This is a genomic window from Variovorax sp. SRS16 (assembly GCF_901827165.1).
Taxonomy (GTDB): domain Bacteria; phylum Pseudomonadota; class Gammaproteobacteria; order Burkholderiales; family Burkholderiaceae_C; genus Variovorax.
The window spans coordinates 4123481-4136301 of sequence record NZ_LR594666.1 but is presented as its reverse complement, the minus strand read 5'-3'; the positions used below and the strand labels follow the sequence as shown (position 1 = coordinate 4136301).

Sequence of the window (12821 nt, the reverse complement as noted above, 5' to 3'; positions counted from 1 at the left end):
CGGAAGTTGGAAAGGGATGGAGGTCAGGCGATCAGCTGGTGCGTGAGCCAGGGCTTCTGCGCCAGGCGTTCCGCCTCGAAAGCCTTGATCTTGTCCTTGTGGCGCAGCGTCAGGCCGATGTCGTCCAGTCCGTTGATCAGGCAGAACTTGCGGAAGGCCTGGACCTCGAAGGCCAGCTCGCTGCCATCGGGCTTGACGATCACCTGCCGCTCGAGATCGACGGTGAGGCTGTAGCCGGGAAAGGCAAGCGCCTCGTCGAACAACTGCGCCACCTGCGACTCGGCGAGCACGATCGGCAGCAGCCCGTTCTTGAAGCTGTTGTTGAAGAAGATGTCGGCATAGCTCGGCGCGATGATCGCGCGGAAGCCGTACTGGTCGAGCGCCCAGGGCGCGTGTTCGCGCGACGAGCCGCAGCCGAAGTTCTTGCGTGCGAGCAGCACCGAGGCGCCCGCATAGCGCGGCTGGTTCAGCACGAAGTCGGGGTTCGGCCGGCGTGACTTCGGGTCCTGGCCCGGCTCGCCCGGATCGAGGTAGCGCCAGGCGTCGAACAGGTTGGGGCCGAAGCCGGTCTTGCGGATCGACTTCAGAAACTGCTTGGGGATGATGGCGTCGGTGTCGACGTTCTCGCGGTCCATCGGCGCCACGAGGCCCTTGTGCACGGTGAATTTCTGCATGGTGTTCTTGCTCCTCGGATCAGGCGAACTGGCGAACGTCGACGAAATGGCCGTGCACGGCGGCGGCGGCAGCCATGGCGGGGCTGACCAGGTGGGTGCGGCCACCCGCGCCTTGCCGGCCTTCGAAATTGCGGTTGCTGGTCGAGGCGCAGCGCTCCCCCGGCTCCAGCCGGTCGGCGTTCATCGCGAGGCACATCGAGCAACCCGGTTCGCGCCACTCGAAGCCCGCGGCCTTGAAGATCTGGTCGAGCCCTTCGCGCTCGGCCTGTTCCTTCACCTGGCCGGAGCCTGGGACGACCATCGCCAGCTTCACGTTCTTCGCGACCTTCTGGCCCAGCTTCTTGACCATCGCAGCGGCTTCGCGCATGTCCTCGATGCGGCTGTTGGTGCACGAGCCGATGAACACCTTGTCGATCAGAATGTCGTTCATCGGTTTGTTCGGCTCCAGGCCCATGTAGGTCAGCGCGCGCTCGATGGCGCCGCGTTTGTTGGCGTCCTTCTCCTTGTCCGGATCCGGCACGCGGCCGTCGACCGGCACGACCATCTCGGGCGAGGTGCCCCAGGTCACCTGCGGCTTGATCTGCGCCGCGTCGAGTTCGACCACGGCGTCGAAATGCGCGTTCGGGTCCGATTGCAGCGTCTTCCAGTAGGCGACCGCCTGGTCCCACTCGACGCCGGTCGGCGCGAGCGCGCGGCCCTTGACGTAGGCGATGGTCTTCTCGTCCACCGCCACCAGCCCGGCCCGCGCACCGGCCTCGATCGCCATGTTGCACACGGTCATCCGGCCTTCCATGCTGAGGTTGCGGATCGCGGCGCCGGCGAACTCGATCGTGTAGCCGGTGCCGCCGGCGGTGCCGATCCTGCCGATGATGGCCAGCACGATGTCCTTGGCGGTACAGCCCGGGGCCAGCTTGCCTTCGACCTTGACGAGCAGGTTCTTGGCCTTCTTGGCCAGCAGGGTCTGCGTCGCCATCACGTGCTCGACCTCGCTGGTGCCGATGCCGTGCGCGAGCGCGCCGAAGGCGCCGTGCGTCGAGGTGTGCGAGTCGCCGCAGACCACTGTCATGCCGGGCAGCGTCGCGCCCGATTCCGGTCCGATCACGTGCACGATGCCCTGCCGCTTGCTCAGGAAGGGAAAGAAGGCGGCGGCGCCGAATTCCTTGATGTTGCTGTCCAGCGTGGTGATCTGTTCCTTGCTGATCGGGTCGGCGATGCCGTCGTAGCCGAGCTCCCAATGCGTGGTCGGCGTGTTGTGGTCGGCCGTGGCGACCACCGAGCTGATGCGCCACAGCTTGCGGCCGGCTTCGCGCAGCCCTTCGAAGGCTTGCGGGCTGGTCACTTCGTGCACCAGATGCCGGTCGATGTAGAGGATCGCGGTGCCGTCTTCCTCGGTGTGGACGACGTGCTCGTCCCAGAGTTTGTCGTAGAGCGTGCGTGCCATGGTGGTCTCTTTCGTGGGAAATGGGATTGTCTTCAAGCGGCGAGCTGCTCGCTCGCCGGCGCGGATGCATGGAGGTGCTTGACGAGCATGCGGGCGGCGACCGGCAGCGTCGAGAAGTCGCGTGCGACCAGCCGGATTTCGCGTGCAGCCCAGGGGTCGTCGAGCGCGACGCTCGCCAGGCCGCGGCCGATGCCGCCCTGCATGAGCTCGAAGGCGCGCAGCGGCATCACGCCCAGGCCCAGGCCGTTGTCGATCATGCGGCACATGGCGTCGAGCCCGGTCACGTGGATGCGCAGCTTGATGGTGCGGTCGGCGGCCAGGGCGGCCTGGTGCATCGCCACGTAGATCGAGCTGTTGGTATGCAGGCCGACGTGGTCGGCGTCCAGCGAATCGACGAAATCGATCGAGTGGCGTGCCGCCAGCGGATGGTCCGCGGGCACGACCAGCACCAGCGCGTCGCGACGGTAGAGCAGGCTCTGCAACTCGCTCGTGCCTTCCGGCAGGTGGCAGATGCCGAGGTCGGCCGCGCCTTCGTGCACGGCGCGCACCACCTCGCTGCTCAGGTGTTCCTCGAGGTCGATCTTGATGCCGTCGTGCGCGCGCGTGAAGGCACCGAGGTCTTCCGGCAGGAACTGCACGATGGCGGAGATGTTCGCGTGCACGCGCACATGGCCGCGCACGCCGTCGGCGTATTCGCTGAGTTCGCCCTGCATCTTCTCGAGGCTGTAGAGCACCGAGCGCGCGTGATGCAGCAGGCTCTCGCCGGCCGGCGTCAGATCGACGCCGCGCGCATGCCGGTACAGAAGGGGCGTGCCCAGGGTGGCTTCCAGGTCGGACAGCCGCTTGCTGATCGCCGACGCGGCAATGAACTCGCGTTCCGCCGCGCGCCCGATGCTGCCGAGTTCGCACACGGCCACGAACAGCTGCAGCGACGTGAGGTCGATGCGGCGGGCGAAACTGCGCTCGGAGGAAATCATGGGCGGCGTTGGCATCTCGTATGGAGATGGAGGCGTGTATTTTCTATTGGTTTTTCCCCCAATGACATCGCGATCCGCGATGACCTTGATGCCGGTGCGCGATGAGCCAGGCGAAAAAAAGCGGACCGCAGTCCGCTTTTTTGATGCGCGACGCGACTTTCAGCGCGCAGCGATAGGCTTGACCTCGCGCTTGGGCGAGCCTTCGAACAGCTGGCGCGGACGTCCGATCTTGTAGTCGGGATCGCCGATCATCTCGTTGAGCTGCGCGATCCAGCCGACCGTGCGCGCGAGCGCGAAGACCGCGGTGAACAGCGGCACCGGGATGCCGATCGCGCGCTGCACGATGCCGGAATAGAAATCGACGTTCGGGTAGAGCTTGCGCGACACGAAGTACTCGTCTTCCAGCGCGATCTTTTCGAGCGCCATCGCGAGCTTGAACAGCGGATCGTTCTCCAGGCCCAGTTCGCCCAGCACTTCCTTGCAGGTCTCCTGCATCAGCTTGGCGCGCGGGTCGTAGTTCTTGTAGACCCGGTGCCCGAAGCCCATCAGCTTGACGTTCGAATTTTTGTCCTTGACCTGTTTGATGAACTCGCCGATCTTCTCGACGCCGCCGGCCTTCTGGATGTCGTAGAGCATGTTGAGCGCCGCCTCGTTGGCGCCGCCGTGGGCCGGGCCCCAGAGGCAGGCCACGCCCGCAGCGATCGCGGCGAAGGGATTGGTGCCCGACGAACCGCACAGGCGCACGGTCGAGGTCGACGCGTTCTGCTCGTGGTCGGCATGCAGGATGAAGATCCGGTCGAGCGCGCGCTCGAGCACCGGGCTCACGGTGTACGTCTCGCAGGGCGTGGCGAACATCATGTGCAGGAAGTTGCCCGCGTAGCTCAGGTCGTTCTTCGGGTACATGTAGGGCTGGCCCACGGTGTACTTGTAGGCCATGGCGACCAGCGTCGGCATCTTCGCGATCAGGCGGATGGCCGCGATCTCGCGGTGCTTCGGATTGTTGATGTCCGTGCTGTCGTGATAGAAGGCCGACAGCGCGCCGACCAGGCCGGTCATGATGGCCATCGGATGCGCGTCGCGGCGGAAACCCCGCAGGAAGAACTGCATCTGCTCGTTGACCATCGTGTGGTTCGTGACGAGCTTGGTGAAGTCGGCCTTCTTGGCCGTGTCGGGCAGCTCGCCGTACAGCAGCAGGTGACAGGTCTCCATGAAGTCGCAACTGGTGGCCAATTGCTCGATGGGGTAGCCGCGATAGAGCAGCTCACCCTTGTCGCCATCGATGTAGGTGATGGCCGATTCGCAAGACGCGGTCGACATGAAACCCGGGTCGTAGGTGAACATGCCGGTCTGAGCGTAGAGCTTTCGGATGTCGATCACGTCGGGGCCCATCGTGCCCTTGTAGATCGGCAACTCGATGCTCTGACCGCCGTTGCTGAACGACAGATTGGCCTTGGTCTCGGAAGCTTTCATTTCGGGTCTTTCAAAGAATTGTTCAGGAAGATAGGGATTGCGCGCCGTCGGTACGCATCAGCTGCAACAGTTCCGCCACTTCGGCACCGGCCCATCCGGGCACGGGCTCCTTCCTGCGCAGCAGAAGATCCAGCAGATCGTTGTCCGACAGATCCATCAATGTCTCCAGTGCCTGCGCCTGCCCGCAGGTCAGGCTTGCCTCGTGCCGTTCGAAAAAGCGGGCAATGAACAGGTCGTTCTCCAGCAGGCCGCGGCGGCAACGCCACTTCAGCTTGCTCAACGCACGCACGCCGATCAGCTCCCCAGCCGCCGCGTCGGGAGGCCGGGAATTGCTGCCGGTGTCGTTCGTGGAATCCATGGTCCTAGATGGCGCGACGCACCATCAGTTCCTTGATCTTCCCGATCGCCTTGGTCGGGTTCAGGTTCTTCGGGCACACGTCGACGCAGTTCATGATCGTGTGGCAGCGGAACAGGCGGTACGGGTCCTCGAGATTGTCCAGGCGCTCGGCAGTGGCTTCGTCGCGGCTGTCGGCGATGAAGCGGTAGGCCTGCAGCAGGCCCGCGGGGCCGACGAACTTGTCGGGATTCCACCAGAAACTCGGGCAACTCGTCGAGCAGCTCGCGCACAGGATGCATTCGTAGAGGCCGTTGAGCTCTTCGCGCTCCTCGGGCGACTGCAGGCGCTCCTTCTCGGGCGGCACCGTGTCGTTCTGCAGGTAGGGTTTGATCGAGTCGTACTGCTTGAAGAACTGCGTCATGTCCACGATCAGGTCGCGGATCACGGGCAGCCCGGGCAGCGGCTTGAGAACCACCGTGCCCTTGAGCGTGTTCATGTTGGTCAGGCAGGCCAGGCCGTTCTTGCCGTTGATGTTCATCGCGTCCGAGCCGCAGACGCCTTCGCGGCAGGAGCGGCGGAACGACAGCGACGGATCCTGCGCCTTGAGCTTCATCAGGGCGTCCAGCAGCATGCGTTCATGGCCGTCGAGTTCGATCTCGATGGTCTGCATGTAGGGCTTGGCGTCCTTGTCCGGATCGTAGCGGTAGATTTGGAATGTGCGCTTCATCGTGAGGGCCTTGTTGCGTGTCTCGTGGGTTAGAAGGTGCGGACCTTGGGCGGGACCGAATCGACCGTCAGCGGCTTCATGCGGACCGGCTTGTACGAGAGGCGGTTGCCTTCGCGATACCAGAGCGTGTGCTTCATCCAGTTGGCGTCGTCGCGGCCCAGCGGCGCGACCGGATCGTCGGCCGCGCGCTCGTAGTCCTCGACCGTGTGGGCGCCGCGGCATTCCTTGCGGGCGGCGGCCGAGACCATGGTGGCCTGCGCCACCTCGATCAGGTTGTCGACTTCCAGCGCCTCGATGCGCGCGGTGTTGAAGACGCGCGACTTGTCCTTCAGCGTGACGCCGGCGACGCGCTCGCGCACGGCCGCGATCTTGCGCACGCCTTCGTCCATCGAATCCTGCTTGCGGAACACCGCGGCGTGCTGCTGCATGACGGCACGGATCTCGGCGGCCACGTCCTGTGCGTACTCGCCGGAGGTCGAGGCCTCGAGCTGGTTCAGGCGTTCGAGCGTGCGGTCGGCGGCGCCGGCCGGCAGCGCCTTGTGTTCCTTCAGCTTGTCGTTGAATTCGACGATGTGGTTGCCGGCCGCGCGGCCGAACACCAGCAGGTCGAGCAGCGAGTTGGTGCCCAGGCGGTTCGCGCCGTGCACGCTCACGCAGGAGCATTCGCCGACCGCGTACAGGCCGTTGACCACGGCGCTGTTGTCGTCGCCCTTCTGGATCACCACCTGGCCGTGGATGTTGGTCGGGATGCCGCCCATCTGGTAGTGGATGGTCGGCACGACCGGAATCGGTTCCTTGGTGATGTCGACGTTGGCGAAGTTGATGCCGATCTCGTAGACCGAGGGCAGCCGCTTGTGGATCGTCTCGGCGCCCAGATGGTCCATCTTGAGCAGCACGTAGTCCTTGTTCGGCCCGCAGCCGCGGCCTTCCTTGATTTCCTGGTCCATCGAGCGCGAGACGAAGTCGCGCGGCGCCAGGTCCTTCAGGGTCGGCGCGTAGCGCTCCATGAAGCGCTCGCCGTTGCTGTTGATCAGGATCGCGCCTTCGCCGCGGCAACCTTCGGTCAGCAGCACGCCGGCGCCGGCGACGCCGGTCGGGTGGAACTGCCAGAACTCCATGTCCTGCAGCGGGATGCCCGAGCGGGCCGCCATGCCGAGGCCATCGCCGGTATTGATGAAGGCATTGGTCGACGCGCCGAAGATCCGGCCTGCGCCACCGGTCGCCAGCAACACCGTCTTGGCCTGCAGGATGTGCAGGTCGCCGGTTTCCATTTCGAGTGCGGTCACGCCGACCACGTCGCCGTCGGCGTCGCGGATCAGGTCGAGCGCCATCCATTCGACGAAGAACTGCGTGCGGGCCTCGACGTTCTTCTGGTAGAGCGTATGCAGCATCGCATGGCCGGTGCGGTCGGCCGCCGCGCAGGCGCGCTGCACGGGCTTCTCGCCGTAGTTGGCCGTATGGCCGCCGAACGGCCGCTGGTAGATCGTGCCGTCCGGATTGCGGTCGAAGGGCATGCCGAAATGCTCGAGCTCGTACACCACCTTCGGCGCTTCGCGGCACATGTATTCGATCGCGTCCTGGTCGCCGAGCCAGTCGGAGCCCTTGATCGTGTCGTAGAAGTGATAGTGCCAGTTGTCCTCGCTCATGTTGCCGAGCGAGGCACCGACGCCGCCTTGCGCCGCCACGGTGTGCGAGCGGGTGGGAAACACTTTCGAGAGCACGGCCACGTTGAGGCCGGCGCGCGCCAGCTGCAGCGAGGCACGCATGCCCGAGCCGCCGGCGCCGATGATGACGACGTCGAACTTGCGCTTGGTGATTTGTTCTTTGGTATAGGTCATGGGGGTCACACTCTCCAGAGCACTTGAATGGCCCAACCCGCGCATGCCACAAGCCAGACGATCGTGAAAACTTGGCACACCAGGCGGATGCCGACCGGCTGGACGTAGTCCATCCAGACGTCGCGCATGCCGACCCAGACGTGATAGAGCAGCGAGGCGATCACCACGAAGGTCAGCACCTTCATCCATTGCGCGGCGAAGATGCCGGCCCAGAGGTCGTAGCCGATCGGCCCGCGCGTGAACAGCACCTGGGCCAGCAGCACGACGGTGAAGAGCGCCATCAGGCTGGCTGTGATGCGCTGGCTGAGCCAGTCGCGCAAACCGTAATGTGCGCCGACGACGATGCGCTTGGAGCCGTAATTCACAGACATTGCGTGCTCCTTCTCAGTAGATGCCGAACAGCTTGGCGCCGAGGACGATCGTCAGCAGGATGCTCAGCGCCAGCGTCGCGAGCGCCGAGCTCTTGCCGAATTCCTTGTTCACCGCGGCATGGCTCACGTCCATCCACAGATGGCGCAGCCCGGCGATGAAGTGATGAAGGTACGCCCAGATCAATGCCAGCGCCACCAGCTTCAGGAACCAGCCCGGAACGAAACCAAGGCCGCTGTTGAAGGCGGCCTTGAAGCGGGCAAACGAGATCTCGGAAGACACGGACGCGTCGAACATCCAGATGATGAAAGGCAGCAGCAGGAACATCAGCACGCCGCTCACACGGTGAAGGATCGACACGATGCCGGCCGGCGGCAGCCGGTAGGTCGTCAGATCGGTGAAGGCGTTGATGTTACGAAACTCGCGCCGTGGTGGTCGGGGAGGTGTGGCCAGCTCTGTCATTGGGGGCTTTCGGTTTTTTCGAGGGGCGGCTTGTTCTTTGGCAGAAATGCAAACAACGAAAAATTGTATTGCAATGCACCATCGGGCTGCGTGAGCCTGCCCAGTCACCACACCGCCACTGTCGGATGCTCGGCTTAGCCGAGGTCGTTTTTGTAGTGGTGCGTGTCGGTGCGATAGAGGCCGCGCCGCAGCTCCATCGGCGTGTCGTGATAGGTATGCGCCACGCGCTCCACGCTCAGCAGCGGCGTCGTCGTCTCGATGCGAAGCAGCGCGGCCTGCGCCGCGTCGGGCAGCACGGCGCGGATCTTTTCCTCGGCGCGCACCATGCGCACGCCGAACTCGGTTTCGAACAGCGCATACATCGGGCCGTGCCAGGCGTTCAGCCGCTCCGCAGTCAACCCCTTGAAGGCCACGCCGGGCAGCCAGAGATCCTCCAGGATGGTCGGCGTGCCACGGTAGGCGAGCACGCGCCGCACCTGCAGCACGGCGTCGCCGGTGCGAAGCGCCAGCGCGCGCGCGATGTCGGCGCTGGCGCGCTGGCGGCGGCAATCGACGATCTCGCGATCGGCCGGTCCCTCGCTGTCGACATCGCCGCTGTCGGGTACCAGCTTCAGGAAGCGGTACTGGACATGCTGTTCGGCATGCGTCGCGACAAAAGTGCCCCGGCCCTGGCGGCGCACCACGAGGTTCTCGGCCGCCAGCTCGTCGATCGCCTTGCGCACGGTGCCCTGGCTGACGTGGAAGCGCGCGGCCAGATCGATTTCGCTCGGGATCGGCTCGCCCGGCTTCCACTCGCCGGCGTGCAGGCTCTGCAGGATCAGTGCCTTGATCTGCAGGTAGAGCGGGCTGAACGACGGCGTTGCGAGTTCGGCCATCAGGAGCGGGAGGTGGTCATATCAGCCGAATCTTATATAAGACATAAGACAAGCGCCATCGAAACCGCAAATCGGCATAAAATCGCAGACGGCCACAGGCCAGGGTTCGTCCGGGCGTCGCTGCCCGGTTCGACGCAGCGGCCGCGCTCTCGCGGCTGCGCACCGTTTTCATCATTTCCTGGAGTTATCCCATGAGCAAGAAGCCCGTTCGCGTTGCCGTCACTGGTGCCGCCGGCCAAATCGGTTATGCCCTGTTGTTCCGCATCGCTTCGGGCGAAATGCTCGGCAAGGACCAGCCGGTCATCCTGCAACTGCTCGAGATCCCGGACGAGAAGGCCCAGAAGGCGCTCAAGGGCGTGATCATGGAGCTCGAGGACTGCGCCTTCCCGCTGCTGGCCGGCGTGATCCCCACCGGCGACCCGATGGTCGCCTTCAAGGATGCCGACTACGCGTTGCTGGTCGGCGCCCGTCCGCGCGGCCCCGGCATGGAACGTGCCGACCTGCTGGCCGCCAACGCCCAGATCTTCACCGCTCAGGGCAAGGCCCTCGACAAGGTGGCCAGCCGCAACGTCAAGGTGCTGGTGGTCGGCAACCCGGCCAACACCAACGCCTACATCGCGATGAAGAGCGCGCCCAGCCTGCCGCGCAAGAACTTCACCGCCATGCTGCGTCTCGACCACAACCGCGCCGCCAGCCAGATCGCCGCCAAGACCGGCACCGCCGTGGGCGACATCGAGAAGCTCACCGTCTGGGGCAACCACTCGCCGACCATGTACGCCGACTACCGCTTCGCCACCGTCGGCGGCAAGAAGGTCAAGGACCTGATCAACGACCAGGTCTGGAACGCCGACGTGTTCCTGCCCACCGTGGGCAAGCGCGGCGCTGCGATCATCGATGCGCGCGGTCTCTCGTCCGCTGCGTCGGCCGCCAACGCCGCCATCGACCACATGCACGACTGGGCGCTCGGCACCAACGGCAAGTGGGTCACGATGGGCATTCCGTCGGATGGCCAGTACGGCATCCCCAAGGACGTGATCTTCGGCTTCCCGGTCACCACCGAGAACGGCGAATACAAGCTGGTCGAAGGCCTCGAGATCGACGCCTTCAGCCAGGAGCGCATCAACAAGACGCTGAAAGAGCTGCAGGACGAACAGGCCGGCGTCGCCCACCTGCTCTGAGCCGCTCCCAGATGCTCGACTGGAACCCCGCGCTCTACCGCCGCTACGAAGACGAGCGCACGCGGCCGGCGCAGGAATTGCTGGCGCGCGTCCCGCTGGCACGGGCAGCGCAGGTGGTCGACCTCGGCTGCGGGCCGGGCAACTCCACCGAGCTGCTGGTGCAGCGCTTCGACGGTGCCACGGTCGTTGGCACCGACAATTCCGAGGCCATGCTGGCGAGCGCGCGCGAGCGCCTGCCGCAGGCGCACTTCGAACTCAGCGATATCGCGACCTGGCGGCCCGAGTCGCCGCCCGATCTGATCTACGCCAACGCCGCGCTGCAATGGGTGCCCGGCCACGAGACGCTGATCCCGCGCCTCTTCGCTGCGCTGGCGCCGGGCGGCGTGCTCGCGATCCAGATGCCCGACAACCGCCAGGAGGCGACGCATCGCCTGATGCGCGAGCTCGCGGCCGAGGCGCCGTGGGCGCAGGCGATCGGCGATGCCGACAAGCTGCGCACTCTCCTGCTGTCGATCGATGGCTATTACGACCTGCTCGCGGCCGATGCCGCGAAGGTCGATGTCTGGCGCACCGCCTACCAGCATCCGATGGTGTCCGCGGCCGCCATCGTCGAATGGGTGCGCGGCACCGGCCTCAGGCCCTTCGTCGACCGCCTGCCGCCGGACCTGCAGGCCAGCTACCTCGCTGAATACGAGCGCCGCGTCGCCGAGGCCTATCCGCCGCGCACCGACGGCCGCCTGCTGCTGGCCTTTCCGCGCATGTTCATCGTGGCGCAGCGCAAATCATGAGCGTTGCCGTTCACCCGCGCGATGCGCTGCTCGGCGCGCAGGCCGGCGCGGTCGTGCTGCCCGTGTGCGACCACTACAGCGGTGTCGAGGCGCGCATGCGCAAGAGCCTGGCGCTGCAGGCCGAGATGGCGGCCGAGTTCGGCGCCTGCGTGTTCGACGTCACGCTCGATTGCGAGGACGGCGCGCCGATCGGCTTCGAGGCCGAACATGCGGCGCTGATCGGCGAGCTCGCGCGCTCCGCGGCACCCGGCATGCGCGTGGGCGCGCGCGTTCATCCGGTCGACCATCCGGCCTTTGCGGGCGACGTGGTCACCATCGCCGGTGGCGCCGGCCATCGCCTGAGCCACCTGATGGTGCCCAAGGTCGAATCGATCGACGACGTGCGCGTGGCCGTGGAGGCGCTCGATGCCGCCGGCGCCGAGGCGTTGCCGCTGCACGTGCTGATCGAATCCCCGCTGGCCGTGCACCACGCCTTCGCAATTGCCGCCCATCCGCGGGTGCAGTCGCTCAGCTTCGGGCTGATGGATTTCGTGTCCTCCCACGGCGGTGCGATACCCGCCGAGGGCATGGGCGCCGCCGGGCAGTTCACCCATCCGCTGGTGGTGCGCGCCAAGCTCGACATCGCCTCGGCCGCGCACGCGCACGGCAAGGTGCCTTCGCACTGCGTCGTGACCGAGTTCAACGACGTCGGCGCCATGCGCGCCGCCGCGAAGAAAGCGGCCGGCGAATTCGGCTACATGCGCATGTGGAGCATCCATCCGAATCAGATCCGTCCGATCCTCGAGGCCTTCGCGCCCGATGACCGGCAGATTCAAATCGCTACAAAAATCATTGCCTCGGCCGCCCGTGCGGCGTGGGCGCCGGTCAGTATCGATGGCACATTGCATGACCGCGCGAGCTACCGTCATTTCTGGCAGGTGCTCGAGCGGGCCCATGCCACGGGCCGCGCGCTGCCTTCCGAAACACGGGACTGGTTTGCGCCGGCTTCCTCCTGAAAACCAACCCCCGAAAGAACAGAACCCATGAAGACCATCGTGCTGATCGCTGCCGCAGCCCTCGCGCTGCCGATGGCGGCAATGGCCCAGACCACCGGCCACGCCGCCGCGCCCGCCGCTGCCGCCTCGTCGGCAAAGCCGCCGCTCAAGCAGCGCGCCAAGACCAAGGCCAAGGCCGTGGCGCAAAAGGTCGTGCCCAAGCGCGTCCTCAAGAAAGTCGAAGAAGCCCAGCCCATCAGCGACGACACCAACGTCACGCTGTCGCCCGAGGATCTGGCCGTGGCGCAACGCGTGCTCACCGGTTCGGTCAAGTGCGAGCTCGGTGCCAGCGTGAATGTCGAGGCGGATGACAAGAAGCCCGGCTTCTTCAACCTCACGCTCGGCGGCCAGCGCTTCCGCATGCACCCGGTCGAAAGCCGCACCGGCGCGATCCGCCTCGAGGATCCGCGGGCCGGCGCCATGTGGCTGCAGCTCGGCAACAAGTCGATGCTGATGAGCCAGAAGCAGGGCATCCGCCTCGCCGATGACTGCCAGGCCGCCAAGCAGATCGAAGTCGAGGAAGAGATGAAGAAGAACCCGCCCAAGAGCCTGTTCGACGGCGCCGACGCGCCGTCCGCAGGCAAGAAGTAAGAAAAGTCGTCAAGGCGCGGCTGCGTCCTCCACGCCGCAGCCGCCCGCCCTTTGTTCCGG

At 65.7% G+C, this 12821-nt stretch carries 14 protein-coding genes; 4 read left to right on the top strand and 10 right to left on the bottom strand.

The genetic code is table 11. The features are described 5' to 3' along the window. Positions 1–23: 23 nt before the first annotated feature. The 10 genes from leuD to E5P2_RS20030 form a co-directional block, all read right to left on the bottom strand. Complete coding sequence (leuD, locus tag E5P2_RS20075) at positions 24–674, bottom strand: 3-isopropylmalate dehydratase small subunit (RefSeq protein WP_162568845.1); 651 nt, start codon at positions 672–674, stop codon at positions 24–26. 19 nt (positions 675–693) lie between these two features. Then, positions 694–2115: a 3-isopropylmalate dehydratase large subunit gene (gene leuC, locus E5P2_RS20070; RefSeq protein ID WP_162568844.1), complete on the bottom strand. Its 1422-nt coding sequence runs from the start codon at positions 2113–2115 to the stop codon at positions 694–696. Between the two features lie 32 nt (positions 2116–2147). Beyond that, positions 2148–3092: a LysR substrate-binding domain-containing protein gene (locus E5P2_RS20065; protein WP_162570573.1), complete on the bottom strand. Its 945-nt coding sequence runs from the start codon at positions 3090–3092 to the stop codon at positions 2148–2150. A gap of 159 nt (positions 3093–3251) precedes the next feature. After that, entirely contained in the window at positions 3252–4562 is a 1311-nt protein-coding gene (gene gltA / locus E5P2_RS20060; protein WP_162568843.1) for a citrate synthase, read from the bottom strand. Positions 4563–4584: 22 nt separating this feature from the next. After that, positions 4585–4920, bottom strand: coding sequence for an FAD assembly factor SdhE (locus tag E5P2_RS20055; RefSeq protein WP_162568842.1), 336 nt, complete (start codon positions 4918–4920; stop codon positions 4585–4587). 4 nt (positions 4921–4924) lie between these two features. Then, the gene (locus tag E5P2_RS20050) at positions 4925–5626 is read right to left on the bottom strand and encodes a succinate dehydrogenase iron-sulfur subunit (RefSeq protein ID WP_162568841.1); all 702 of its coding nucleotides are present in this window, start codon (positions 5624–5626) and stop codon (positions 4925–4927) included. A gap of 29 nt (positions 5627–5655) precedes the next feature. After that, complete coding sequence (gene sdhA, locus E5P2_RS20045; RefSeq protein ID WP_162568840.1) at positions 5656–7464, bottom strand: succinate dehydrogenase flavoprotein subunit; 1809 nt, start codon at positions 7462–7464, stop codon at positions 5656–5658. Between the two features lie 5 nt (positions 7465–7469). Then, complete coding sequence (gene sdhD / locus E5P2_RS20040; RefSeq protein WP_162568839.1) at positions 7470–7835, bottom strand: succinate dehydrogenase, hydrophobic membrane anchor protein; 366 nt, start codon at positions 7833–7835, stop codon at positions 7470–7472. Positions 7836–7848: 13 nt separating this feature from the next. Continuing rightward, entirely contained in the window at positions 7849–8295 is a 447-nt protein-coding gene (gene sdhC, locus E5P2_RS20035; protein WP_162568838.1) for a succinate dehydrogenase, cytochrome b556 subunit, read from the bottom strand. Between the two features lie 134 nt (positions 8296–8429). Continuing rightward, the gene (locus tag E5P2_RS20030) at positions 8430–9170 is read right to left on the bottom strand and encodes a GntR family transcriptional regulator (RefSeq protein WP_162568837.1); all 741 of its coding nucleotides are present in this window, start codon (positions 9168–9170) and stop codon (positions 8430–8432) included. A 191-nt stretch (positions 9171–9361) separates the two neighbouring features. Here E5P2_RS20030 and E5P2_RS20025 point away from each other — a divergent pair, with 191 nt between their 5' ends. The 4 genes from E5P2_RS20025 to E5P2_RS20010 are packed head-to-tail and all read left to right on the top strand — an operon-like array spanning position 9362 to position 12761. Next, positions 9362–10348, top strand: a complete 987-nt coding sequence (locus E5P2_RS20025; protein ID WP_162568836.1) for a malate dehydrogenase — start codon at positions 9362–9364, stop codon at positions 10346–10348. Positions 10349–10359: 11 nt separating this feature from the next. Continuing rightward, entirely contained in the window at positions 10360–11136 is a 777-nt protein-coding gene (gene tam / locus E5P2_RS20020) for a trans-aconitate 2-methyltransferase (protein ID WP_162568835.1), read from the top strand. After that, the gene (locus tag E5P2_RS20015; RefSeq protein ID WP_162568834.1) at positions 11133–12131 is read left to right on the top strand and encodes an HpcH/HpaI aldolase/citrate lyase family protein; all 999 of its coding nucleotides are present in this window, start codon (positions 11133–11135) and stop codon (positions 12129–12131) included. Before tam ends, E5P2_RS20015 begins: the two co-directional genes overlap by 4 nt. Positions 12132–12158: 27 nt before the next feature. Further along, complete coding sequence (locus tag E5P2_RS20010; RefSeq protein WP_162568833.1) at positions 12159–12761, top strand: hypothetical protein; 603 nt, start codon at positions 12159–12161, stop codon at positions 12759–12761. Positions 12762–12821: the final 60 nt, after the last annotated feature.